Source organism: Microbulbifer maximicatervae (SeqCode) (genome assembly GCF_052468295.1).
Genome location: NZ_CP174340.1, coordinates 68,335 through 92,689, shown reverse-complemented (window position 1 = coordinate 92,689; position 24,355 = coordinate 68,335). Strand labels below are relative to the sequence as shown.

The following is a 24,355-nucleotide window of genomic DNA, read 5'->3' as shown; positions in this document are numbered from 1 at the left end:
TTGACTAGCATCACTAGCCGACACGGCTTAGTACAAAATCCCCTCACCCCCCATTTCACAGGATTAAACCTACTTTTTGGCCCCAAATTTAGCAGTTTCCTCGATCAAATCCCACAGATTGCCCCTACTCTCCCCGGTTGCTAAGATGCGCGCCTGCCGCTATGGCCCGGCTTCCCCTTTAGTTCCGTATTGCGACACTGGGGCTGCCAGCAAACCGATTTTCCCAAGCGTTACCCTCGCCTATCCGCAACGCGGAGGCCCGAGGCTTTCCACAGGAAAAGCGGTACTGAGGCCAGGTGCTATTTTTAACCGCGAGCGCACTGCGACGACTCCCTGCGACTACAGGAACGAAGTTTATGACCCAACCATCGCTGCAGCAGTTGGAACAACACGACGCCTTTATCCATCGCCATATTGGCCCCGATGCCAAACAGGTAGAGGCCATGCTGGAAACCCTCGGAGTTGCCAGCCTCGAAGAGCTGATCGAGAAAACCGTGCCCGAAGCCATTCGCAAGACCGATGAGCTGGATCTGGCTGACGCGATCAATGAAGTTGAGGCCCTCGCAGAGCTGAAAGATATCGCGGCGCGCAACAAGATCTACCGCACCTTTATTGGTATGGGTTACCACGACACCATTACCCCCAATGTGATCTTGCGCAATGTGCTGGAGAATCCGGGTTGGTACACCGCCTATACCCCTTACCAACCAGAAATTGCCCAGGGTCGCCTGGAAGGCCTGCTGAACTTCCAGCAGATGATTATGGACCTCACCGGTATGGAATTGGCCAACGCCTCCATGCTGGATGAAGGTACCGCAGCAGCTGAAGCCATGGCCATGTGTAAGCGCCAGGTCAAACGCAACAAATCCAACGTCTACTTTGTAGACCAGGACTGCCATCCGCAGACCATCGCCGTCGTTAAGACCCGCGCCGAGCACTTCGGCTTCGAGGTCGTTGTCGGCGATGTGGAAAAAGATATTCCCGCCGAGCTGTTCGGTGCCCTGCTGCAATACCCCGGCAGCACCGGTCGTGTACGCGACCTGACCGACATCATCACCAAGGTGCACGAAGCCAACGCCCTGGTAACTGTGGCCGCTGATCTGATGAGCCTGGTAGCCCTGCGAGCACCGGGTGATATGGGCGCAGACGTAGTTGTTGGCTGTAACCAACGCTTCGGCATCCCCATGGGCTACGGTGGTCCCCACGCCGGTTTCTTCGCCTTCCGCGAAGCTTACAAGCGCTCCGCACCGGGTCGTATTATCGGCGTTTCCGTCGATAGCAAAGGCAAGCGTGCCCTGCGCATGGCCATGCAAACCCGCGAACAGCATATTCGCCGCGAGAAAGCCAACTCCAACATCTGTACTTCACAGGTGCTGTTGGCGGTAATGAGCGCTTTCTATGCGATTTACCACGGCCCTGAAGGCCTGAAAACCATCGCTGCCCGCATCCAGCGCCTGGCAGATATTCTCGCTTCCGCCCTGCAGCAGGAAGGCTTTAACCTGGCCCACGACAGCTGGTTCGATACCCTGAATATCACCGTTGGCGCCAAGCAGGAAGAGATTTACCAGCGCTCCCTGGCCGCTGAGATCAACCTGCGTAAAATTGGTGAAGACGCCCTGGGTGTGAGCCTGAGTGAGACCGCCACCCTGCAGGATGTGTCCGACCTGATCAATGCCTTTATCGGCACCGAACACAGCATCGATCTGCATACTCTGGACAGCGAAATTGCCAGCAAGGGCTCTCTGGGTGTACCCGCCGCCCTAGCGCGCGATACTGAATTCCTGACCCATCCAGTGTTCAACACCTACCACTCCGAGACCGAGATGCTGCGCTACCTCAAGTCTCTGGAAGCTAAGGATATCGCCCTGAATCACTCAATGATTCCCCTGGGCTCCTGCACCATGAAGCTGAACGCCACCGCCGAGATGATCCCGGTCACCTGGCCAGAGTTCGGCAAGCTGCACCCCTTCGCACCAGTAGATCAAGCAGAAGGCTACGCGGAAATGTTCCGCCAGCTACAGCAAATGCTATCAGCCTGCACCGGTTACGATGCGGTGAGCCTGCAGCCCAACGCCGGTTCCCAGGGTGAATACGCAGGCCTGGTTGCTATCAAGAAGTACTTCGAAGCGAAGGGCGAAACCCAGCGCGACATCTGCCTGATTCCCGCCTCTGCCCACGGCACCAACCCGGCATCCGCCATGATGGTGAGCATGAAAGTGGTTGTGGTTGCCTGTGATGATAAAGGCAATGTGGATATCGAAGACCTGAAAGCCAAAATCGGAGAGCACGGCGACCGCGTTGCCGCACTGATGGTCACCTACCCGTCCACCCACGGGGTGTTCGAGGAAGGTATCCGCGAAGTTTGCGACCTGGTTCACCAGGCTGGCGGCCAGGTTTATATCGACGGTGCCAACATGAACGCCTTGATCGGCGTCGCAGCTCCGGGCCAGTTCGGTGGTGACGTATCCCACCTGAACCTGCATAAAACTTTCTGTATTCCTCACGGTGGCGGCGGCCCCGGTATGGGTCCGATCGCTGTTGGCGAGCATCTGAAGCCCTACCTGGCAGCCCACCCGGTGACTGAAGTACCGGAAACCAAGCTGGATAATGGCACCATATCCGCCGCTCCTTGGGGCTCCGCCAGCATCCTGCCGATCAGCTGGATGTATATCCGTATGATGGGTAAGCAGGGCATGAAGCAGGCTACCGAAATGGCAATCCTGAACGCCAACTACGTAGCCAAGAAGCTGGGTGAGCACTACTCCCTACTCTACACCGGCACCAATGGCTTTGTTGCCCACGAGTGCCTGGTTGACCTGCGCCCACTCAAGGAAGCCAGCGGTATCACTGAAGAGGATATCGCCAAGCGTCTGATGGACTTTGGCTTCCACTCCCCCACTATGTCCTTCCCGGTAGCCGGCACCCTGATGATCGAGCCTACCGAAAGCGAATCCAAGGGTGAGCTGGATCGCTTTATCGAAGCGATGGCAACAATTCGCCAGGAAGTGGAAGACGTAACCAGCGGTAAGTACACCCCTGAAGACAACCCGCTGCACAACGCTCCCCACACCCTTGAGGACGTGATGAGCGAAGAGTGGACCCACAACTACTCCCGCGATATCGCTGCGCGCCCGGCGGCGTGGTTAAAAGAGCACAAGGTGTGGCCAGCTGCCAACCGTATCGATAACGTATACGGTGACCGCAACCTGATCTGCTCCTGCCCTCCTATTGAGAGCTACGCTGAGTAAAATCAGACACACTCACAGGAAGGATTAAAAGCGGGCTTTATGCCCGCTTTTTTATTCGACCCACAATACTTTTATCGAACTGGCACAAACTCTCACTTCCTGTATAGCTACGTATTTGCAACCATTACCTTTCAACAATATTATTCTGCGTTAACTTAGTTAAAAATCCTCACATAAGCGGCGCCTTACATAAAAGAAACGGTATTAGAAAGTTTTGGAAAAAATTTAGCCAAACTTTCTAATCGCCCCAAGCTTTCAACATCGGAGGTGAAAGTGACCATTAAAGTCTTAAAAGAAATATTAATTGCTAAGGGAAAAGCAGACTCTTACTCTGACGGTCAAACACCCATAGATCTATGGAGAGCTCTGAACAAAAAATCAGACCAAGGTGTCTTCGACTTTATAGAAAAAGGTTTCATTCTGTCTAACGGACGTCCTAGACCAGCAGATATCACCATAGAATACCGCGATGGGACAGAGTGGGTTTGCATAAAAGATCGCCCCAGGGGACTCAGCACTTTTGATAAACTAGGCTTACCAAAAGGCAAAAACTGGGAGTACTACAAAATTCCTGCAGGGACAGTTTTGCCAGAAGGAATTGCAATTGTAAAAGATGAATATAACACCAGATTTGAGGCAACACACTATACGATAGCCCCAGCCTACGACATGCCTCTGAATCAATTTAAGAATAAGTTAAAAATACTAGAGAAATCCTTAATTAAGGAAGCTATATAATGGAAGTACCTAATACCTGGGCACCACTACTAATTTCTGCTGTTAGAGATGCCGTTTTGTATCAAGAAAGCCTTTTAAGAAGTGAGACCATAGGCGATAAAACAGATTATGAGGAGCACCACTTACAGCTGACACAATTCCTAGAGTTCCTTAAAGAGGAATATAAAGTAATTGAAAAAGAAACAGGCATACCCCTAGAAAAACTATTATGAAGCTTTCCTTCAGGGTGGCGTCGAACCACCCTGAAGCATATTAAGCTGGACAAATATATTCATACCACTCCCAGCCTATAACTGTATAGGATATCCCCATACAACAGCAGTTATATAAACATTCCTGCCTGTACTGAGTAATTAGCTTTAGCACATCCCCGCTTCAGCAAGTCACACAAGATTCCACGGGGATTTTTTACTACTTAAGGCAATTCGGGACCGCTGAAGTACCTGGCCATATTGTAGAAAGGTAACTGCTAGAATCTTTAGTCACATTAAATATCATAGTGCCGCCACCAAGGTTATTATTTTCGTTACAGGAAGCCAAAGCACTTGCAGTAGATGCACCATTCATGACAGTGGAAGCTCCAACACCTAGCTTAGACTTATCAACACCCAGATTGATATACTTCTGGATTCTTGAAGTACAACTTGAGCCCAACCAATAGCTCATCTCCCAGCCATAAGTTAGTTGATCGCCCAGTTTCTTGCCATTCCATTCGGCCTGAAAAGCATCGGTATCACTCCAGAGTGCTTTGGAAATGATTTTATTCGGCATTTTCTCTCGTAATGCACTAGTCACTTTTACCAGGGAATCAGAATAGGTTTGGCTGCACTGTGAGTACTCATCATCAATGTCAATACCATCCAGACCATATTGATCCACTGCATCTTTCAACTGCTGAGCAAAGTCATCAGCGGATTGCTCATCGGCAAAACAAGACCAACCTGCATTTTGGTGATTTCCGAGAACGCTGAGCATCACTTTCGTACCCTTGTCTTGCAAGTCTTGTACTGTACTCAAATTGTTATTGAGCAAGTCTGACACTTGGTCATTAAAATGCAGTACAGCTTTCTGACCATCGTAATTAATATTTGCCGCGAAGATCACAGCTATATCAAACAACTGGCTGCCATCGCTCTCTGTAAAGCAGCCTGCATTGCCCAGGTTATTACTATTAACTTCTACGTAAGCAACTTTAGGCGCTGACACACCTTCCTGAGGAGTATCAGATTTACACAGAGTTGAGCCCAGCTCACGGATTTCATTCTTACGTGAACCACACCCATAGCCGCTGCCATCCATGGAGGCATTATCGGCAAGACTTGCAATTTCCCAGTCCCCCAGGACGGGACACAGCTCATCCTTATAGATTTGAGCCTCAAGATAGGTGACCGGGCTTGCATCAGATGCACAGCTGCTTCCACTAACAACATGAGGCGCTGAAGGTTCAGATTTACATAATGTCATGGATAATTGGCGACTTTCATTACTCGTCAATTGGCAATTATTTCCCAGATGTTCTATTGAAGACCCTTCTGATAAACCAACCAAATCACCATCATTGAGAAGATCACAAAATTCATTAGGATAATTAAGCGCTTCAGAATAGCTTACTGTTATAGTATCCGAGGGACAGTCATCCGAATTGACCACTTCAATGTCTGCGTATGCACAAGTCTGAAATAGAATGGTGGCACAAGCAGCCTGCATTGCTCTACGTGTCGATTGTTTCATATTTATGCTCATTTTTTATTATGTAGTTATGTGAATTCTATAATCTAATATCGATAGTCAAAAAAAATGGTGTAGAGCTTACACTCTACACCCAATACTACGATCAACGAGGTATTAGAATTTATAGTTTGCACCAATATATAGTCGGCGCCCAGAGTAATTATAATAAGTCATTCTGTTTTCCTGCTTCCAGAACCCCTCTACCTTTTCCTCCGTTAAATTAATGATAGATGCCGTGAAATTGAGGTTTTCATTGAAGGTAAAGCTGGCATTAAGATCAAGCTGCCCATAAGCTTTATCGTATAAATTATACCCTTGGTGAAGCCCCCCAGCTCGATCATCTTTCCAGTTATAAGATGCTCGCACACTGTACAAATCATTTTCATAATAACCGGAAAGATTGTACTGGTGCTTAGCCGTTCCAGGAATTTCTGCCTCAGTTTCTTCACCATTAACAAACACCCCTGAAGTACTGGTGTCGGTGTAGGTATAATTTGCCATTACACCAAAACCACTTTCAAACGCATGTTGTGCAAACAGCTCAACGCCTCTTGAAGTTGCCTCAGCACCACCCGTTTTTGTGGTCATGTCGACTTCAATGGGTCCATTGCAGCAATTGTGCTCACGTAATACAACTTCAGTTGTGGTTATAGGAAGGTTGCTTATATTCTTACTAAATAATGTTGCCCCAAGTGCGGAAGCATCAAAGTAATACCATTCAATTCCCAGGTCGAATTGATTGGAGAGCATCGCTTCTAGCCCAGTATTTGCTGAAGTGCCAGTCCCACGGCCGGTCCAAGAATCCGGCGAGTTAATATTTACAGGGGGGCCATAAGACTCAGCCTGCCCCAAATCAGCATAACTAACTCGAGACATGGTTTTTGCTGCAGCAAATCGTATTACAAGGTCATCAGTTAGATCCCAGGCAATATTCAAACTTGGCAGGAAGTTTTCATTATCAGCACTTCGGTTATTTGCATTGGTGATATCTGTCTCTTGACCAATGATGTCATCGTACGTCGAGGTAGTTAAGTCGGTATTAACATAGCGGACACCAAAGTTACCCCGGAAGGCTTCCCATTCAAAATCTGCCTGTGCGTAAAGTGAAAATATTTTCTCCTCGATGGTATAGGTACCGGATAAGACAGGAACTACAGTCCGGGTAAAATTATCACTAACGTAGGCTTTAAGCGCATCTATATCAAAAGGCAGATAGTTAATAGCCCCGGTATCGCCTGCGCTATTATCGATTACGCTGCCGCCAATTAAGATTGAAGTGTCGGGATGAAAATCCGGGTTGTGGAACCATTCGGTACCCGACAACCACCCACGATAACCACCGTTATCCGAAATACCGTCATCCCACAGGAAAGTATCTCTTAGAGACTTAGCTTCATGATCCCGATATTTAGTACCGACATAGATTTTGTTAACTATTTCCCAATTGGTATCAAATCCCAGGTCAAGCTGATAATAATCTTCCCTATCCCGATTTTGGGTAGCGTCAGAACTAAACCAGTCATAGTATGGATAGGCCTCCTGATCCGAGGTGAGATCTGTAGAGATTTCGTAGCTGGGTTCCCCGTCGGCAATAGACCACAGCCAACTATTTACGGAACCATAACGTGCATCCATATTTGCCATGATTCTTTCGGAGACACCTCCTTTTGCAGAGCTGCGCCCAATATTCACTGCTGCTGTGTAAGAATCACCTTCATACAGAATTTCGAGGTCGAATGTATGAGATTCTGATTCACCGTAGCTATCCTGCCCGGTCAATTGCGGAGACATTAAACCTCGCTCTACCTCAACACCACCATTGACATCAGCATCGCCCCAGTTATCAGCATTTAGCAAGCCGTTATCACCGTTGCCATAGGTAACTACGGTATCCCCTTCCAGCTCAACGCCAAAGTAGGGGTTATGGTTATCATTCCATTCAGCTAGAGTGAGATTCTGACTACGGGTATCGTATCCCAACTGGGAACTGAAATAGTTCAGAGCAAATTCCAAGCGCTCAGTTGGCCGCCATTGAGTAGTAATTTGATAACCATCCCTGGCCCTATCCTGCTCATGATTACCAATACCCATAGCTCTGGGCGCCCAAACATTGTTGTAAACTGCACCAGTTTCCTGGTCAACAATTGCCGGACGCTCAGCACCTTCAACCGTATCTGAATGGAATCGCCAATGACTCGCGTAGTTTTCAATTGAGGTTACGGTTCTGTCCTGCTTGGTATAGCCAGCCAGGATACCAAAGGTTTCACTCTCATTTTTCCAGGAGTAAAAAGCACTATATTGAGGTTCCCACTGCTCATTAGTATCTGAGTAAGTGGTTTCAGTAGTTATAACACCCTCACCAGAATCCATTTCCAGAGGCTTACGACTGTGTAGAATAACCGTTCCGCCAATTCCTCCTTCATCAATTCTAGCTTCCGGGCTTTTGTAAACTTCTACTTTGCTAATCATGTTAGATGGCAGCAAAGTGTAATTAAAGCTTCGAGATGGCGCTTCTCCATCAGAGGTTGCAATGTAGTTTCCATTTAACTGAGTCAAGGTCCACTCGGCACTGGTGCCACGAATACTGACTCTACTACCCTCTCCACCACTGCGTGTAATCGTGATCCCTGGCACGCGCTGAAGAGAGTCTGCAACATTCTTATCCGGGAACTTGCCCACATCCTCGGCGGTTATCGCGTCTACAATAGCATTAGAATCCCGCTTAATTTCCAGGTTTCTGGTATTACTCTCAAGAATTCCGATTACCTCAATATGATCCATCGGTTTGTCTTTCTCAGAGATATCATCAGCAATCGCCACGCTACTAATGGCTAATGAAATAGCGGAGACTAGCGATTTCTGCTTAATCTCCCGGCTCCAGATTTTGACCTTGGTTCGTCTATTATTCTTGACTGTTTTCATAGTATCCCAACTTTCTTTTCTTATAAGTTTTTTAAAAGAGCCCCTCTCCAAATTGGAGAGGGGCGAGAAACCGTCAGGGGACCCTAAACCCCGTAATGACAGTCCACTTGTTGAGCACTAAAACCCTAAGAAAAAAACGGGATAAGGGGGTAATAGAAACTGAGACAGGAATAGAACAAAATCGGCGTTTGGAATTTTGGAGGACACTAAGGGAAAGGTATTAGAAGGTATGAAAGGCCAAAATTCGATTATAGATTTACAGGATATTCAACAAATAGATAAACTATTTTTTAAGGGAAGATAGCCAGCACCAAATCATTTCAACAAGAAATTTCTATTGATTATCCATCTCTAAATAGTTCAGGAATGGCCTATCGCATTCAAAGTTGAGACTGAACTTCTTCTCTATAAATAGCGGGAAGCTGCCCAAACATGTTCTTAAAATGTCTACTGAAGTAACTGTGAGATGGAAATCCGACACGGTATGCGATTTCAGAAATTGGCCGCTGAGTGTCCACCAGCATACGACGGGAGTTCTCTAACCTAACCTCCCTGACAAACTGCATTGGAGTTTTCTCCAAATACTTTTTAAATCGCCTCTCAAGGGCGCTAACAGACAAACTGGCCACCTCTGCTAGCTGTTCGACAGTAATCGGCTGACTGTAATTATTTTTAATATATTCAACAGGCTTTTTCAGCTTATCCATTCTGGAAAGCGTTTTGACCGTCTCATTAAGATCTCGAGCTACGCCATAGGTACCAATAATTTTTCCAGTGGAATTCTTTAGTGGGCGCTTGGATGTCGTAAACCAAACCAACTCTCCACTTTTCCCTATATTTAACTCCAGTCGATCTGTAATCGTTTCGCCTTCCATCACCCTTTGGTCATCACGCATATAGTTTTTTGCGAGATAAGAGGGGGAAAAATCCATATCAGAGCGGCCCACAACCTGATTAAGGGATCTACATCCAACATGCTCAATAAACTCTCGGTTACAATGTACTACGTAACCAGAATCATCTTTTACCCAAAAAATAATATCTGATATTAAATCAAAAACCGCAATAATCTGCTGGGTAGACACCATTTCCAATATTGATTCAGACTTCATTATTATTATCTACAATAGCTGGTAAAGAGTCCCTGCCTTTTTATTACTGTACAGATCCAGCAAGCAGAAAAGGCACTAAAAAGCGCCTTCTCGGCACTCTCCCCGCACCTCACCACCATATGCGGAAATAACCCGTTCAATTTCAAAATAGCCACGCTCACAGAAACCGGTTTCCAACATCTTTTGTTCGAGAGCCCAATCTAAATAACGCTCTACACGGTCACTTGAACGGCCTCCCAAACCGATAGTATCCCGCTGCATTCGACGTTGAGAACTAGGCTGGTTTGAAACTGGGGGAGGAAGATCCTGTCGATCCTTCTCAAGAGTAAATGTAAAACGCTTAGCTCCATTTTGAGCAATCTCAGTTACAAACGACTCTTTCATTCCGGGAATCGGCTTGTTGCTGGAACAGGCACTGAGAAAAATAGGTAACGCTAGGCCAGCGGCAATAAATAAACGGGCCTGAAAACTGCTAATATTTTTATTATTCACTCAAAATCCTCTCTAAACACTAACCTGCTTTACTACATCGAGCGCAAAGTTAGTATTGTTTACTGCGTTTCTATTTAAATACCACTGTTTTATTTCCGTGTATAAACACTCGTTCCTGCAAAACTAGTTGCAGCGCTCGAGTCAAAACCAATTTTTCAACATCCCTACCTGCATCCGCCATGGTTTCTGCAGAATAGGCATGATCCACATGTATTACATCCTGTTCAATGATCGGCCCTTCATCCAGATCATCGGTAACAAAGTGCGCTGTGGCTCCAATAATTTTTACTCCACGCTCGTAGGCCTGCTGATAGGGCTTGGCCCCAATAAATGCAGGAAGGAAAGAATGGTGGATATTGATAATGCGCCCACTATAGCGAGCAACAAAATCAGGGGTTAGCACGCGCATATACTTGGCCAGCACCAAATAATCTGGATTGTACTCATCCACTAAGGTGGCCACTTGCTGCTCGTGGGCCCCGCGCTCCATCCCCTCAGCAGAAATACAGTGGAAAGGAATATCAAACTTCTGTACCAGCCCCTCCAGATCCGGATGATTGCCGATAACAGCCGCGATCTCCACATCCATAGCGCCGGAATAGCACTTCATCAGGATATCACCCAGGCAGTGGGGCTCGCGGGTAACCATCAGCACCAGGCGTTTCTTCCGCTCTATGGATACCAGGCGACGCTCTGCCCCCTGGGGTAGCGTCATATCCAGATCTTCCAGAAAGGTGGCATCGTTAAAGATACCCTCCAGGGCAGTGCGCATAAAGAAGCGCCCCTCAACCCGGTCCACAAACTCATCATTCTTGATGATGTTCAGCTGGTGCTTGTAGCAAATATTGGTAATCTTTGCGATCAGACCCTTATCATCGGGGCAGTCGGTCAGCAGTATCTTCTTTTCCATGGTCAAATTTCAGGCCAAATATCCAGAGTCCAGACTATACACTATGCCGACTTTACGATTCAGCGATCCATTCCGGGGAGAACATGGATAAAAACCTTTACGCCGATCATATGGCCACCCTGTGCCGCCGCTACGACGAAATCCTCGAGCAGAGCGGGTTTGATACCCTCAACGTATTCAGTGGCGCTCCCAGGGTGCAGTTCCTGGACGATAACTATTACCCGTTTAAGGTGAATCCCCACTTTAAGGCACTGGTTCCCATTACCGACAACCCCCACAGCTGGGTTATCTATCAGCGCGGACAAAAGCCAAAGCTTTTGTTCTACCGTCCAGTAGACTTTTGGCACTATGTACCGCCGGCACCCCAGACCTTCTGGAGCGATTTCTACGATATCGAACTACTGAGCAAGCCGACCGATGCCCAGGCGTTCCTGAGCCCTGAGAATGCCGCTTTTATCGGTGAGAGCGACAAGCTGCAAGGCTGGTCACTGGGAGAGGAAAATCCGGAGCTTCTGATCAACCGCTTGCACTGGGCCCGCGCTTATAAAACGCCTTATGAAGTCGCCTGCCTGCGTGAGGCGAACCGTATTGCGGTCAACGGGCACCGCGCCGCCGAACAGGCTTTCCGCAGTGGCGCCAGTGAATTTGAGATCAATCAAGCCTACCTGGGCGCTGCTGGCCAAGGCGAGAACCGTATGCCCTACGGCAACATTGTTGCCTTGAATGAACATGCCGCAATCCTGCACTACACCCACCTGTCTACTGAGCGCCTGCCTGAGCCGCAGCTGAAAAGCTTCCTGATCGATGCGGGCGCTGACTGCAATGGCTACTGCTCTGATATCACTCGCACCTACGCCTATGCCGATAATGAGTTCGCAGAGCTGGTAACGGCTATGGATGAAAAGCAGTTGCAGCTGGTAGACGGCCTCAAACCTGGCCTGCCTTACCCGGAACTACATCGCCAGTGCCACTTAAACGTGGGAGAGCTGTTGGCCCAATTTGGCATAATCAAAACCTCTGCCGAGAATGCCGTGGAATCCGGCTTAACTCGCCCCTTCCTGCCACACGGCCTGGGTCACTTTCTCGGCCTCCAGGTACACGATGTCGGCGGTCACCAGACCGGCCCCGATGGAGGCATGACACCCCCACCGGCCGAGTACCCATTCCTGCGTACCAGCAGAACTATCGAGGAGAACCAGGTATTTACCATCGAACCTGGACTCTACTTTATCGATAGCCTATTGGGAGAGCTAAAAGACTCAGACCTCGCTGCCGAGGTTAACTGGGATAAGGTCGACAGCTTCCGCCCCTTCGGCGGCGTGCGTATTGAAGACAATATTGTCGTGCAGGCAACCGGCAACGAAAACCTTTCTCGCAACCCTTAGTTCATAGACTAAAGCAATATTGTGAGAGTGCTTACAAGTAAGCGCTCTCGCAATACCTTTACCTTACTCCGAAAGTTAAAACATTAAAGAACGCCCTACCGCTCCCGCTTTTCCTCTCGCCGCTTGCGCCCCTAAGCTGCTTGCCCCCTCACCGAAAAGAAGCCAAAGTCCATCACCGGTATTACAACAAGAAAAGGGACAGTTCATGAGAAAAAAAACACTGGCAACGCTTATCGCAGCCACAGTTCTAGCCGCAGCCAATAGTGCTTATGCAAAATCAATCGAGTATATTTTTTACGATAAAGAGGGCATTGCTGGCTCTGAAGTTATTCATCAGGATGGAACAAAGGTATCTGGTGAATTAAAGCTCGGCTGGAATAACCGTCGCCTAAACCTCAAGGAGAGCTTCACTATCGGTGAGGCGGCAATGCCCGAGCAATTATCCATTGAAGGGATCAGCCCATTTGGTGCTCCAGTCAGCGAAGAATTTTCCCAGGAAAATGGTGTCGCTCGCTGGAAAGGTTCCGATGAACATGGCAGTGCAAAAACTTCCGAAGCCCAATTTTATATTCCCAAGAACAGTACCCTTGCCGTACAGACGCAATTGGTAAAAGCACTGATTGCCGATGCAGATCAAAATATTGATTTACTGCCGCAAGGAAAAGCACGCCTCCATAAGCTTGATAAAGTGACCCTGCAACAAGGCGAGAAAAAGAAAACGGTCCACCTTTACGGCGTAAGCGGCCTGGGCTTTACCCCAGATCTGGCCTGGTATGATGACAATGGGGATTTATTTGCCTCCGATGAGGGGGGATGGTTCGCCATCCTGCGCAAAGGCTGGGATAAATCTCACCTCGAAGAACTGAAAACCCGACAAGTCGCAGCCGCAGACCAGTACCTGCAAAGTATTGCCAAGAAACATACCCACACATCAACCCAACCCATCCTGATCAGCAACGTCAACCTGGTTGATGTTGAATCTGGCAAACTGCAGAAAAAGCAGCATGTGCTGATCAAAGATGGAAAGATCGCAAAAATCAGTAAAAAACCGATCAAAGCCAACGGGGCAACCACCATTGATGCCCGTAACCATACGTTGATCCCCGGCCTCTGGGATATGCACGCCCACTTATCCCCTACCGATGGTGTTCTGAATATGGCCGCTGGCATTGTCAATGTTCGCGACATCGGTAATACCCATGAAAGTATCATGCGTATTGAAGGCATGTTTGAGTCAGAGCAAATCATTGGCGGCGACCTTTTCCGTGCGGGCTTTATGGACCGGGAAAGCGAAAATGCCATGCGAATGGGCAAGACTGCGGACAGCCTGGAAGAAGCCAAGGATATTGTCGAGTGGTATGCCGATCGCGGCTATCAGCAAATTAAAACTTACAGCTCGATGGAGCCCGAGTGGATCGCTCCGTTAGCCAAGCATATCCACGAAAATGGTATGCGTTTGTCCGGTCATATTCCTGCATTTATGACCGCCGAAGAGGCAGTGGACGCGGGCTTTGATGAAATTCAGCATATCAATATGCTGTTTCTGAATTTTATGGGCAAGATAGATACCCGTAAAAGACTGCGCTTTACAGAAATCGGAGAGCACGCCCACGAGCTGGATCTGGATAGCAAAGAAGTGGCTGCTTTCCTGGATAAGCTAGCCAAGAAAGGCACTGTCGTAGACGCAACCACCACCGTATTCAGTTCGATGTTACTGCGCCAGCCGGGCAAAGTAGATCCTGAATTTGCCGATATTACCGACCACCTTCCAGTCAATATCCAGCGCGCCTTTGTTGGGGCCGAACTGGATGTGAAGCCGGAACACCGGGATGACTACGACCTTTCAGCGGAAGCCCTGCTGGCCATGATGCTCAAGCTACACGAGCACAAGGTCACTATGGTCGCGGGCTCCGATGGCATCCCCGGATTTACCCTGTTACGTGAACTGGAGCTCTATGCCAAAGCCGGTATTCCGAATATTGATGTGCTGCGCACGGCCACACTAGTACCGGCACAAGTTATGGGGGCCGACGAGTACACTGGCAGTATTGCGGTGGGTAAAAATGCAGACCTGGTTTTACTGGAGGGAAATCCCCTCGAGGATATCACTGCGTTACGTCGCACTGCACTGGTGCTCGAGGGACAAAATATGTATCGCCCGGATGAGCTTTACACGGCCTTGGGTATTAAACCTTTCCACCCTTCAGTGCCATTTGAATTAAATAACACTACTACAGTAGCCACCAAGTCCGAGTAAGCAAAAAACAGAAGCGGAAAAAACAGAAGCGGGAAAAACTGAAAAGAAAAACCGGCAATCCAAATGGTTGCCGGTTTTTTTAGTTAAAAATTAACTAGGCCAGTTCTGTGCGCACAGTGCGCGCCGCTTCTACCATATTCAGCAAAGATGAACCCACTTCGGCCCAGTTACGGGTTTTAAGGCCACAGTCTGGATTTACCCAAAGTCGCTCAACCGGCACCACTTGTGCAATTTTCTTAAGTCGCTCAACCAGCTCCCCCCTTTCCGGCACATTGGGTGAGTGAATATCGTAAATGCCAGGTCCAATTTCATTGGGGTAACCACCGGCCTTGTCGGCAAACGCGCTGAGTAGGCGCAAATCGGAGCGAGCTGATTCAATAGTAATTACATCCGCATCAAGGGAAACAATGGCATCCATAATTGCATTGAAATTGCTGTAACACATATGAGTGTGGATCTGGGTTTCCGCTTTTACTTCGCTACAGGTGTAGCGGAAACACCCTACCGCCCAGGCAAAATAATCCTGGTGCTCAGACTCTCGAAGGGGAACTCCCTCACGCAAAGCCGGTTCATCAATCTGGATAATCCCGATATCGGCCGCCTCAAGATCCAACACCTCTTCCCGTAATGCCTTGGCAATTTGCAGACAGCTCTCACTGCGGTGGATGTCTTCCCTCGGGAAGGACCAGTTGAGAATTGTGACCGGGCCGGTGAGCATACCTTTTACCGGCTTATTAGTAAGGCTCTGGGCATAGCTGCTCCACTCTACTGTCATAGCGTTAGGTCGGGAGATATCACCAAAAATAATCGGGGGTTTCACACAGCGAGAGCCATAACTTTGCACCCAGCCATTACCGGTGTGTACAAAACCATCCAGTTGCTCCCCGAAATATTCCACCATATCGTTGCGCTCAGCCTCACCATGCACCAGTACATCCAAACCGAGTATTTCCTGACGACGGATAGCTTCGGCAATTTCAGCGCGTAAATGTTCTAAATAATCCGCTTCAGAAATTTCGCTATTGCGGTACTTGCGGCGCACACCGCGCAAAAGATCCGTCTGTGGGAATGAGCCTATTGTGGTGGTGGGCAGCAGTGGTAATTTCCAACGCTTGGCCTGTACTAAAGAGCGATCCTTAAAGCACTGTTGACGCCAGGTATCCCGTAATTGATCAGCAATGGAGCCCTCGGCTACACCACTCTCTCCGCCTGGGACAGGGATCTCTGTGTCCTCATTGAGCAGCTGCTGTAATTGAGCCAACTCCTGAAGTTTCTGGCGGCTGTAAGCGAGTTTCTGTTTTTGCTCACTGGGCAGCTTAACCTCCGTTTCCAGATCCACAGGGCTGTGGAGCAGGGAGCAACTGGCTGATAGCCACAGGCGATCTCCAAACTGTTTCGCCAAAGGCTGCAAAGTGCCCTGCCAGCGGTTGAGGTCTGCCCGCCACACATTGCGCCCATTAATCACACCCGCAGACAGAACCTTGTTCTTACCTGCCAGCTGGGCCGCAGCTTCAAGTTCTTCAGGTGCGCGTACACAGTCAATATGTACCCCAGACACTGGGAGGGAAAATGCCAGCTCCAGATTCTCGCGCAAAGGTGAGAAATAGGTAGCCAGCAGTGTATTCATCCCCGGGGCTACTGCCGCAATCTGCTGGTAGGTGCTATCAAAAGCCCCACGCCATTCATCCGGCAGATCCAGGCCTAGTATGGGTTCATCCAGCTGCACCCATTCAACTCCGAGGTCAGCGAGCTGAGACAGCAACTCGGCATAGCAAGGCAAGAGTTTTGGTACTAAATCCAGAGGACTATCCACACCCCGTCCCAGCCACAGGTAAGTGAGTGGTCCGATAACCACCGGCTTGGCTTTGTATCCCAGGGATTGGGCTTCCCGCACCTCGTCAAGTAACCACTCACTATCCAGGGAGAAGGCCTGATCATTGGAGAACTCAGGCACCAGATAGTGATAATTGGTATCAAACCACTTGGTCATGGCACTGGCCGCTACCGGCTGTCCTGATTGAGCGCGACCACGGGCCAAGCGGAAATACTGGTCCAGCTTGTTGTCCGCCGCTCCTTCTTTAAAGCGCTGACCGACCACACCAAACATCAGGGAGTGATTCAGAACCTGGTCATACCAGGCGAAATCCCCCACAGCCACACGGCTCAAACCGGTCTCACTTTGGGCCTGCCAGTTACTACGGCGGATGTCTGTGCCCACTTGCAGCAACTGCTGCTGGGGCATATCACCGCGCCAATAGGCTTCTTGCGCTTTCTTTAGTTCGCGATTGGCTCCGATACGCGGATAGCCGAGGATATGTGTTTGCACCATGGCCGCCTTCCCAAGCTCTTTCCTGTAAGGGGAACAAAGTTGCCCCATTGAAAAATACCCCGCAGCTGCGATCTCGGTAACGGTCGCATTAGCGGGAGTCCTGACTTGATTGTGTGCGCACAGTACTGTTCAATCAATTTCATATTTTTTGCAAATAACATGAATAATTTTAATGATGATTGAATTGCGCCATTTGCGTGCGCTGAGTGTTTTGCGTGAGACAGGCAGCCTGGTACGCGCAGCGGAGCGCCTTCACCTGACCCAGTCGGCTCTTTCGCACTTATTTCGCGAAATGGAGGACCGGCTCGGCCAAGAACTGTTCATACGCAAATCCCGGCCTCTGCGATTTACCAGTGCCGGTCTGAGACTGCTGCAGTTGGGCGACGACATACTGCCCCAGGTAGCTATAGCGCAGCGGGACCTGTCCCGCCTGGCATCTGGGCAAGCGGGCAGGCTCAATATCGCTATCGAGTGCCACAGCTGCTACCAGTGGCTGATGCCCGCACTGAATACCTATCGGGACGGCTGGCCAGAAGTGGAACTGGACCTGTGCAGCGGCTTCCACTTCGCTCCCCTGCCCGCACTGGTGCGCGGCGATCTGGACCTGGTTGTCACCTCCAATCCAGACCCGGACCTCAAAGGCCTGCACTACGAGCCGCTGTTCAGCTTTGAAATGTGCCTTGCCATAAGCCGCAAACACCCACTGGCGCAGGAGAGCAAGCGGCGCTGGGTAGAACCGCAGGAGTTAGCTGGTGAGGTCCAGATTACCTACCCGGTTGAACGAGAGCGGCTGGATATCTTCCAGCACTTCCTCGACCCCGCTGGAATTGAACCTGCAGAAGTTCGAACCGCAGAACTGACCGTGATGATGGTTCAGTTAGTAGCCAGCGGCCGAGGGGTTTGCGCCCTCCCCACTTGGGCGCTGCACGAGTACCTGCAAAAGGGGTTTGTTTCCCAACTCCAGCTGGGTAAAGAGGGCCTTTGGAGCACTCTCTATGCGGCAGTGCGGGAAGATATGCTCGAGCAACCTTATCTCACAGACTTCCTCAAAACCGCACGGGATACCAGCTTTACCAATCTGCAAGGTGTGAGAGCGGCCAAAACCAGCCCCAGTGTGGCAGAACCTGCCTAACCACTTACAAAAGTTAACTGGGCGGCTTAAGCCTTTGCGGAAATAATGACTCACTCAACCTCAGCACAATTATCAAACAAACTGAATATTTTCAGATCAAACAAATCAATGGTTTGGTCTGGCCGGAGAGGCCGGTAAAATTACACAAATAACGATGGAGCCTCTGAATAACTCCGTGATACCTCTGGCTTACAGAGCGGTTCACACTCAAGACGCGGCTTCGCAGGAATGTCCAGACCTTGCAAGAAGTCGCAACGCAGAGTGTGAATCGCTCTGCAAGCCCCGAAGGGCGGGTCTTGAAGGCCGCATCTGCTGCATGGCAGCGTCCGCAAAGGACTGTGACCATTCGCACTGAGCTGCGTCTAACACCTGCGGCCTTCAAGACCCGCAGAGGCATTACGGAGTTATTCAGAGGCTCCTTATATACGGCATTGGCCTGTACCCGGCCAAATGCCTGGACTTTGTAGGAGACCCTCTATGTCAAACCCGGTTGAACGTTGGAACTCAGTGAGTAAAGGACTGCACTGGCTTTTTGTAATCCTGCTGCTCTCTGTGTGGGGAGCGGTTGAACTGCATGAGTTTTACGAGCGCGGCGACCCCATGCGCGGCTGGTTTATGCAGCTGCACTTCTCCCTGGGAGTCGGTGTCCTGATGCTTCTGGCCCTTCGCCTCTACTGGCGTGCACGTCACAAGCGCCCACAGATTGAAGGCAAGAAGTGGCAGAAGGCGCTGTCCAGCCTGACCCATGGTGGACTCTACCTGTTGATTCTGGCTATGCCGGTATCAGGCATCGTGATGCGCCAACTGTTTGGGCGCGATACCGAGTTTTTTGGCCTGTTTGCCGTTCCCAACCTGTTCGCCAAAAACCCGGATCTGGGCAAGCAAATCGCTTTCCTGCACAAAGATGTAATGTGGCCCGCCCTGCTCGTACTGGTTGGACTGCATATCGCCGCCGCCCTGTGGCACCACTTTATTGCCCGCGATAACACACTCACCCGTATGCTGCCACAGCGCTAATTCAAGTCAGGGAAGAAATAGAAGAAAGGAAACTGAATGGGAGAGCGCAGGCCTGCGCTCTCCCGGAATAAACCTGCTAAACAGGTACGACTTACTCGTCGTTATTGCCGCGCTTGGCTTTGGGCTTACCTTTCGGCTTGAACTTAGGCTTACCCCTGGGTTTCCCTTTCGACTTGACCGCCGCTTCATCGAAGCGAGTGATCTTCATCGGCTTACCGGCAACACGCACCTTCTTCAGGTGTTGGAACACTTCTTTCGGCATTCCCTGGGGCAGATCCACCGTGGTGAAATCATTGTAGATTTCGATACGGCCGATATAGGAGCTGTCCAGATCCACTTCATTGGCAATAGCGCCAACAATGCTGCCGGGACGCACGCCCTGTTCACGGCCGATCTCGATACGGAAACGATCAAGACCCTCATCGGGCGGCGGCAGCTTGCGATCTTTCTCGAAGCTTTCCTTTTTGCGACGGCGACCACCATCAAAGTCATCATCGCGCTCACGGCGCTCTTTACGCGGCTTCTGCTCTTTCTCTTGAATCAGCAGAGGCTGGTCACCCTGGGCCATTGCAGCCAGTGCGGCGGCAACATCCAGAGGGTCTACCTCGTTTTGGGCCAGGAATTCTTCAACCAGTTGGCGGTAGGGCGCCAGGTCGGTTTGGCCTTCCAGCGTTGCAGTGATGCGCTCGCGGAAACGCTGCATACGGGCACTATTGACCGCATCAGCACTGGGCAATTCCAACTTCTCGATCGGCTTCTTAGTCGCCTTTTCGATGACCCGCAGCATGCGTCGCTCGCGGGGCGCCACAAACAAAATCGCATCGCCTTCGCGACCGGCGCGGCCGGTTCGGCCGATACGGTGGATATAAGCTTCGGTATCGTAGGGGATATCGTAGTTGATCACGTGGCTGATACGTTTTACATCCAGTCCGCGAGCTGCCACATCGGTGGCAACAACAATATCCAGCTTTCCTTTCTTCAGCTTATCGATAACCGCTTCACGCAGATTCTGCGCCATATCGCCATTCAGGGCAGAGCTGGCAAAGCCCCGAGCAGCCAGCTTATCGGCCAGCTCTACAGTACTATTTTTGGTACGCACGAAGATAATCGTGGCGTCCACCGGCTCCGCTTCCAGGATACGGGTCAGAGCATCCATCTTGTGCAGGCCGCCAACCGGCCAGTAGCGCTGGCGAATGGTTTCCGCAGTCTCGGTCTTAACACGGATTTTTACTTCAACCGGCTCATCCAGATGCTCGCGGGCAATCCGGGCGATCTCTTTCGGCATAGTGGCGGAAAACAGCGCAATTTGGCGCTCTTCAGGAATCTGCTCCAGTACCCACTGCACATCATCGATAAAGCCCATGCGCAGCATTTCATCCGCTTCATCCAACACCAGGGTGCGCAGATTGGACAGATCTAAAGAACCGCGACGCATATGGTCCATCACCCGCCCGGGAGTACCTACCACCAGCTGTACACCGCGTTTCAACTGCTGTATCTGGCCGCGGTAGTCCGCTCCTCCGTAGATAGGTGCAACGTGGAAACCCTTCAACTTTGCAGCGTAAGACTGACAGGCTTCAGCTACCTGAATAGCCAGTTCGCGGGTCGGTGCCAGCACCAGTGCCTGAGGGCGACGATCCTTCAGGTCCAGCTGGGAGAGTAGCGGCAGCGCAAAGGCTGCGGTCTTGCCAGTGCCGGTCTGGGCCTGGCCCAGCACATCCCGCCCCTCCAGCAGGGACGGAATAGTTTGTGCCTGGATCGGGGAGGGAGTCTCATAGCCGAGCTTTTCGATGGCGCTGAGAATTTCAGACGGCAGACCCAACTGGTCGAAGCCGGCCGCTTTAGGGGTATCGGTCATTTCGGAATTCACTTGAAGCCAAAGTCCCTATCGCGGGACCGGAGCGGTGGGTAAAAGGCCGCGCAGTCTAACAGGTTAGACGATCCAGATCAGCCTGTTTTTTAAACAAATGATAGGGCAGTCATTGAGTGGAACGAAATGCCTGAATCGCTGCAGGAAAGAATATAAAATTCCTGTGCAATGGTCCTCATGTGCACAATAAAATCAACTAGTACCATTCTGGCTAGCAATGGAGAGCTTGGCTTGGGGGCTTCCCTCAGTCGCAGATTCTATACGCTTTAACACAGCCTCTATCGTTATACCAACTCTCCTAGAGAAACTACCGTCTAGCTGTGTTTGCTCATATAGATAGGTGTGGAAGCGCTCAAAAAAGGACTTGTCCACGCACTGGGGCCTCGACCAAAAACTGGATAGCGTGCCTTGATGCGTCAAACCAGGCATATCATAAAGCGCGCGCCCAAGCACTTTAGTAGGCACTTCATGAAGAAGAGCAGAGATACCAACCGTACTATTAATTGTAACTACACCACACGTGTGATCAAGCAAAGTGGGTAAATGCAGGTCATGGCAATAAATCACTCGCCCCTGGATGCTATATCGAGCCTTTAAACTATCAATCAGTTTCTGATAATGACAGAAGCCCCGGTCCATAGGATGGTGCTTTAAAACGATTACCACATCATTTGGCGCGTTCTTAGCAAATGATTTCAGAACCCGATCAATGGCATTCTCTATTGAGAGAAGATCGGAATGCTCTCTCAACTGAAAATCATCACGAGTCTGCAGGGGAAACAAGAAAAAGCGTTGACTCAACTCTCCCGCCAACTTAGAAGTCAAATTGCGCTCTGTTAGCTTATAAAACCCTTTGCGCGCAAAGCTCCTCAACCAACATATGCCCTCGGCTTTCCAATCTCGGTTTCTGTGGTGGTGATACAGAGGAAATTCAGATTGAGCAAGGCGCATTGCTGCATAGTAACCCATCGCATAGCAAGCGCGATGCCAAAATGTTTGCCCTACTGGTGATGCGTAAGGTTTACGCTGATCTGGTTTATATTCTTCTATCGTCTCTCGCGTCCAGTCTGTTTCGGAGAAGGCATTGACGCCCCCCCATTCCAGCGTGACAAAATCTGGACGTAAATACCCCTCCTCGAACACTCCAAAAGCAACACCCAAAGATTCGCAAACACTTCGAGCCTGAGAGTGATATCGACGGCAATCCCCGTAAACAAATACAGCTTCTGCACCATGCTTCAATAAATAAGATTTAAAAAAGAACACCCAGTCAGTTTCGTTCCCAGAGAAATCAACCTGAAAATCAGCCCAGGCAAAATAGCGATCGCCGCCATTGAAATTAATTTTATGCGTAGTTATGCCTTGATGTGAGAGTCTCTTTGCCAGCTTCGCAAAGAACGGGCCATGAGGCCCCTGTAAAAAGACTGCCACAGACATTAGTTACCCCACCCCTAAAACTTGCTATTTATCGCTTAGATATTGAGCGCATATTAATAATTGGTCGAGCAAAACCATTTCCATATCACATACTAGCTATTCAATTCATTGATACATCGGAATGTATCACTCTGTGGCTCCAAAGGGTCCAACAGGAAATTCATCAACTAAACGAACAAAAATAGGCTCTAAGGTACCAACTAACGCAGAATTCTACCAAACAGAGTGATATTCATCTACAGCCAGTAACTCCCAGCTAATATTCGGGAGCTACAGGGTATGAAACTCACCTATGACAGAAAGTATAAAATATATACAGGGAAGCCTTTCCTCTTTATAGGACGCTAAGCCCATTTAGTGAAGTTTATGAAGCCACTTTTATCAAAGAAGAGCACCACCATACATCCACACACAATCATAAACGAAGCTGAGAAACATGCCATCAAAAAAATTTAAGCAATAAGCGCAGTATTCTAGTTCAGTTAAGTAGCCTCTTCAGTTGACTGTGTCACAATGAGCTTAATGATAAGGCAGCTATAACACGGGTAGCCAACACCATATCAGCTAACCCTACAGACAAATAATTAAGTAGTACTACTAATTACGGACAATATCAATCGGACAATTTCACTAAACACCTAAAACTCAGAATAAATCAACTGTTAATGTTAATCAGCAACTTGAGTGGGCTTAGGACGCGATAAGCGACCGTAAAAATTTTGCTGCTCTCCGCTATTAATCTTACCCCGATCTAGACGCTCTAATACTCTTCTCCAGACTTTCTCAAAAACTCGCGCAGTTCCTCTGGGAAAAGGTGTGAAAAACGGGTTAAACGGATTATCTCTAGCCTGCATCCACACCGTCATGCGCTTTGATTTCTGAAGAGCCTCACCACGGCAATGAAAGCCATACACATTACCTATTACCAGAGTATTAGCAGGGACAGATAGCTTTTTCACTTGATACCCCATTTCACTCAGATCATCTTTGCTGACCCGAAAAGATCCATCCCAATAGCGCTCCGAAGATCTTTTTCTACCCTTTTTACAGGCTTCAAGGCTTTCTTTATACTCCCACTTTAACCTTTTCCTGGAAAGCCTATGAGAACCTGGAACATAGATGTAAGCACCATTTTTATCATTTGTCTCATCTATATATAACCAAGCTTTAACACAAGGATGAAAAGTGTCGGCATGTAAATCACGTTGTGGGTCCGGCCGTGGATTTACATTTTCATAATTACACAAGTTTTCTATATAAAATAGTGGGGGACGATTCTTTGATGAGCAATATCTCATCAAACGATCTAATAGCTGATTTTTAACTAGCGCCTTGAACTCTGGAGCCCTCTCCTGCTCCTTGTGATCCATAAAAATTCTCTGAGTTACCGTAGTACCCTCAATTATTTCTCTAACAGGCCCCTCAAACTGTTCAAGCTCTTTGGCCAACTTAGAAAACTGCTTATTATCAAGAAAATCCTTCTTTAAAACATAACCATTCTCAATAAATTCTCTGCGATACTCCGAGGGGACAATTGGCGATAACAGAAACAACCTAAGCCTAAAGAGTGTGTGCGCAACTATCACTCTAACAACGTGAAGCCCGAAAAAATTTAACCAATAATTACCTATGATTGGATTATTTTTAAAACTTTTCCCCCAGCTAAGCAACTCGATAATCCACTTCGGTATTTTCCAGATCAAACCCAATATTTGACTTAGCATTACCCCCCCCTAAAGATACAAATTCGAACCTATACACTTCATGCAAGTTCG

17 protein-coding genes are annotated in these 24,355 nt (G+C 49.1%); 8 read left to right on the top strand and 9 right to left on the bottom strand.

All coding sequences use genetic code 11. The features are described from left to right. Positions 1–356: 356 nt before the first annotated feature. The 3 genes from gcvP to ACJJIQ_RS00670 all read left to right on the top strand — a co-directional run bounded on the left by gcvP (position 357) and on the right by ACJJIQ_RS00670 (position 4,198). Positions 357–3,248 (top strand): aminomethyl-transferring glycine dehydrogenase, encoded by a 2,892-nt coding sequence (gcvP, locus tag ACJJIQ_RS00680; RefSeq protein ID WP_445363382.1) that lies wholly within the window; start codon positions 357–359, stop codon positions 3,246–3,248. Positions 3,249–3,521: 273 nt separating this feature from the next. After that, on the top strand, positions 3,522–3,986 hold the full coding sequence (locus ACJJIQ_RS00675) for a Tse2 family ADP-ribosyltransferase toxin (RefSeq protein WP_445363381.1): 465 nt from the start codon (positions 3,522–3,524) through the stop codon (positions 3,984–3,986). Further along, complete coding sequence (locus ACJJIQ_RS00670; RefSeq protein ID WP_282934107.1) at positions 3,986–4,198, top strand: hypothetical protein; 213 nt, start codon at positions 3,986–3,988, stop codon at positions 4,196–4,198. Before ACJJIQ_RS00675 ends, ACJJIQ_RS00670 begins: the two co-directional genes overlap by 1 nt. A gap of 199 nt (positions 4,199–4,397) precedes the next feature. On the opposite strand, the gene ACJJIQ_RS00665 is transcribed toward ACJJIQ_RS00670, so the two are convergent. From ACJJIQ_RS00665 to purU, 5 genes are all read right to left on the bottom strand, one after another. Further along, positions 4,398–5,717 (bottom strand): glycosyl hydrolase family 18 protein, encoded by a 1,320-nt coding sequence (locus ACJJIQ_RS00665; protein WP_445363380.1) that lies wholly within the window; start codon positions 5,715–5,717, stop codon positions 4,398–4,400. 114 nt (positions 5,718–5,831) lie between these two features. After that, positions 5,832–8,639 (bottom strand): TonB-dependent receptor, encoded by a 2,808-nt coding sequence (locus ACJJIQ_RS00660; protein ID WP_445363379.1) that lies wholly within the window; start codon positions 8,637–8,639, stop codon positions 5,832–5,834. A gap of 380 nt (positions 8,640–9,019) precedes the next feature. Continuing rightward, entirely contained in the window at positions 9,020–9,751 is a 732-nt protein-coding gene (locus ACJJIQ_RS00655) for a helix-turn-helix domain-containing protein (protein ID WP_445363378.1), read from the bottom strand. A gap of 75 nt (positions 9,752–9,826) precedes the next feature. Beyond that, on the bottom strand, positions 9,827–10,243 hold the full coding sequence (locus ACJJIQ_RS00650) for a hypothetical protein (RefSeq protein ID WP_444914595.1): 417 nt from the start codon (positions 10,241–10,243) through the stop codon (positions 9,827–9,829). A 70-nt stretch (positions 10,244–10,313) separates the two neighbouring features. Next, entirely contained in the window at positions 10,314–11,153 is an 840-nt protein-coding gene (gene purU, locus ACJJIQ_RS00645) for a formyltetrahydrofolate deformylase (RefSeq protein WP_282934112.1), read from the bottom strand. 83 nt (positions 11,154–11,236) lie between these two features. Here purU and pepQ point away from each other — a divergent pair, with 83 nt between their 5' ends. After that, the gene (gene pepQ, locus ACJJIQ_RS00640; protein ID WP_445363377.1) at positions 11,237–12,538 is read left to right on the top strand and encodes a Xaa-Pro dipeptidase; all 1,302 of its coding nucleotides are present in this window, start codon (positions 11,237–11,239) and stop codon (positions 12,536–12,538) included. 205 nt (positions 12,539–12,743) lie between these two features. Further along, a complete protein-coding gene (locus tag ACJJIQ_RS00635) occupies positions 12,744–14,795 on the top strand; it encodes an amidohydrolase family protein (protein ID WP_445363376.1) in 2,052 nt (683 codons plus the stop codon). Between the two features lie 94 nt (positions 14,796–14,889). Here ACJJIQ_RS00635 and metE read toward each other — a convergent pair whose 3' ends face one another. Next, positions 14,890–17,124, bottom strand: a complete 2,235-nt coding sequence (metE, locus tag ACJJIQ_RS00630; RefSeq protein ID WP_445364853.1) for a 5-methyltetrahydropteroyltriglutamate--homocysteine S-methyltransferase — start codon at positions 17,122–17,124, stop codon at positions 14,890–14,892. Positions 17,125–17,296: 172 nt separating this feature from the next. Between metE and ACJJIQ_RS00625 the strand changes: the two genes are divergently transcribed. The 3 genes from ACJJIQ_RS00625 (at position 17,297) to ACJJIQ_RS00615 (ending at position 19,273) form a co-directional block, all read left to right on the top strand. Then, on the top strand, positions 17,297–18,256 hold the full coding sequence (locus ACJJIQ_RS00625) for a LysR family transcriptional regulator (protein ID WP_445363375.1): 960 nt from the start codon (positions 17,297–17,299) through the stop codon (positions 18,254–18,256). A gap of 239 nt (positions 18,257–18,495) precedes the next feature. Next, positions 18,496–18,723 (top strand): hypothetical protein, encoded by a 228-nt coding sequence (locus ACJJIQ_RS00620; RefSeq protein ID WP_444906306.1) that lies wholly within the window; start codon positions 18,496–18,498, stop codon positions 18,721–18,723. Positions 18,724–18,733: 10 nt separating this feature from the next. Continuing rightward, positions 18,734–19,273 carry a cytochrome b gene (locus tag ACJJIQ_RS00615; RefSeq protein WP_413664530.1) on the top strand — a complete coding sequence of 180 codons (540 nt, stop codon included), beginning with the start codon at positions 18,734–18,736 and terminating at the stop codon, positions 19,271–19,273. A gap of 91 nt (positions 19,274–19,364) precedes the next feature. Here ACJJIQ_RS00615 and ACJJIQ_RS00610 read toward each other — a convergent pair whose 3' ends face one another. The 3 genes from ACJJIQ_RS00610 to ACJJIQ_RS00600 form a co-directional block, all read right to left on the bottom strand. Beyond that, positions 19,365–21,131, bottom strand: a complete 1,767-nt coding sequence (locus ACJJIQ_RS00610; RefSeq protein ID WP_445363374.1) for a DEAD/DEAH box helicase — start codon at positions 21,129–21,131, stop codon at positions 19,365–19,367. A 204-nt stretch (positions 21,132–21,335) separates the two neighbouring features. After that, positions 21,336–22,580: a capsule polysaccharide biogenesis protein gene (locus tag ACJJIQ_RS00605; RefSeq protein ID WP_445363373.1), complete on the bottom strand. Its 1,245-nt coding sequence runs from the start codon at positions 22,578–22,580 to the stop codon at positions 21,336–21,338. Positions 22,581–23,248: 668 nt separating this feature from the next. Beyond that, positions 23,249–24,304 carry a phytanoyl-CoA dioxygenase family protein gene (locus ACJJIQ_RS00600; protein ID WP_445363372.1) on the bottom strand — a complete coding sequence of 352 codons (1,056 nt, stop codon included), beginning with the start codon at positions 24,302–24,304 and terminating at the stop codon, positions 23,249–23,251. Positions 24,305–24,355 lie beyond the last annotated feature (51 nt).

What these genes read in the sequence shown, in the direction of transcription:
- gcvP (WP_445363382.1), top strand. Translation starts at nt 357, where the DNA reads ATGACCCAACCATCGCTGCAGCAGTTGGAACAACACGACGCCTTTATC.
- ACJJIQ_RS00670 (WP_282934107.1), top strand. Translation starts at nt 3,986, where the DNA reads ATGGAAGTACCTAATACCTGGGCACCACTACTAATTTCTGCTGTTAGA.
- ACJJIQ_RS00665 (WP_445363380.1), bottom strand. Translation starts at nt 5,717, where the DNA reads ATGAAACAATCGACACGTAGAGCAATGCAGGCTGCTTGTGCCACCATT.
- ACJJIQ_RS00660 (WP_445363379.1), bottom strand. Translation starts at nt 8,639, where the DNA reads ATGAAAACAGTCAAGAATAATAGACGAACCAAGGTCAAAATCTGGAGC.
- ACJJIQ_RS00655 (WP_445363378.1), bottom strand. Translation starts at nt 9,751, where the DNA reads ATGAAGTCTGAATCAATATTGGAAATGGTGTCTACCCAGCAGATTATT.
- purU (WP_282934112.1), bottom strand. Translation starts at nt 11,153, where the DNA reads ATGGAAAAGAAGATACTGCTGACCGACTGCCCCGATGATAAGGGTCTG.
- pepQ (WP_445363377.1), top strand. Translation starts at nt 11,237, where the DNA reads ATGGATAAAAACCTTTACGCCGATCATATGGCCACCCTGTGCCGCCGC.
- ACJJIQ_RS00635 (WP_445363376.1), top strand. Translation starts at nt 12,744, where the DNA reads ATGAGAAAAAAAACACTGGCAACGCTTATCGCAGCCACAGTTCTAGCC.
- metE (WP_445364853.1), bottom strand. Translation starts at nt 17,124, where the DNA reads ATGGTGCAAACACATATCCTCGGCTATCCGCGTATCGGAGCCAATCGC.
- ACJJIQ_RS00625 (WP_445363375.1), top strand. Translation starts at nt 17,297, where the DNA reads ATGATGATTGAATTGCGCCATTTGCGTGCGCTGAGTGTTTTGCGTGAG.
- ACJJIQ_RS00615 (WP_413664530.1), top strand. Translation starts at nt 18,734, where the DNA reads ATGTCAAACCCGGTTGAACGTTGGAACTCAGTGAGTAAAGGACTGCAC.
- ACJJIQ_RS00610 (WP_445363374.1), bottom strand. Translation starts at nt 21,131, where the DNA reads ATGACCGATACCCCTAAAGCGGCCGGCTTCGACCAGTTGGGTCTGCCG.
- ACJJIQ_RS00605 (WP_445363373.1), bottom strand. Translation starts at nt 22,580, where the DNA reads ATGTCTGTGGCAGTCTTTTTACAGGGGCCTCATGGCCCGTTCTTTGCG.
- ACJJIQ_RS00600 (WP_445363372.1), bottom strand. Translation starts at nt 24,304, where the DNA reads ATGCTAAGTCAAATATTGGGTTTGATCTGGAAAATACCGAAGTGGATT.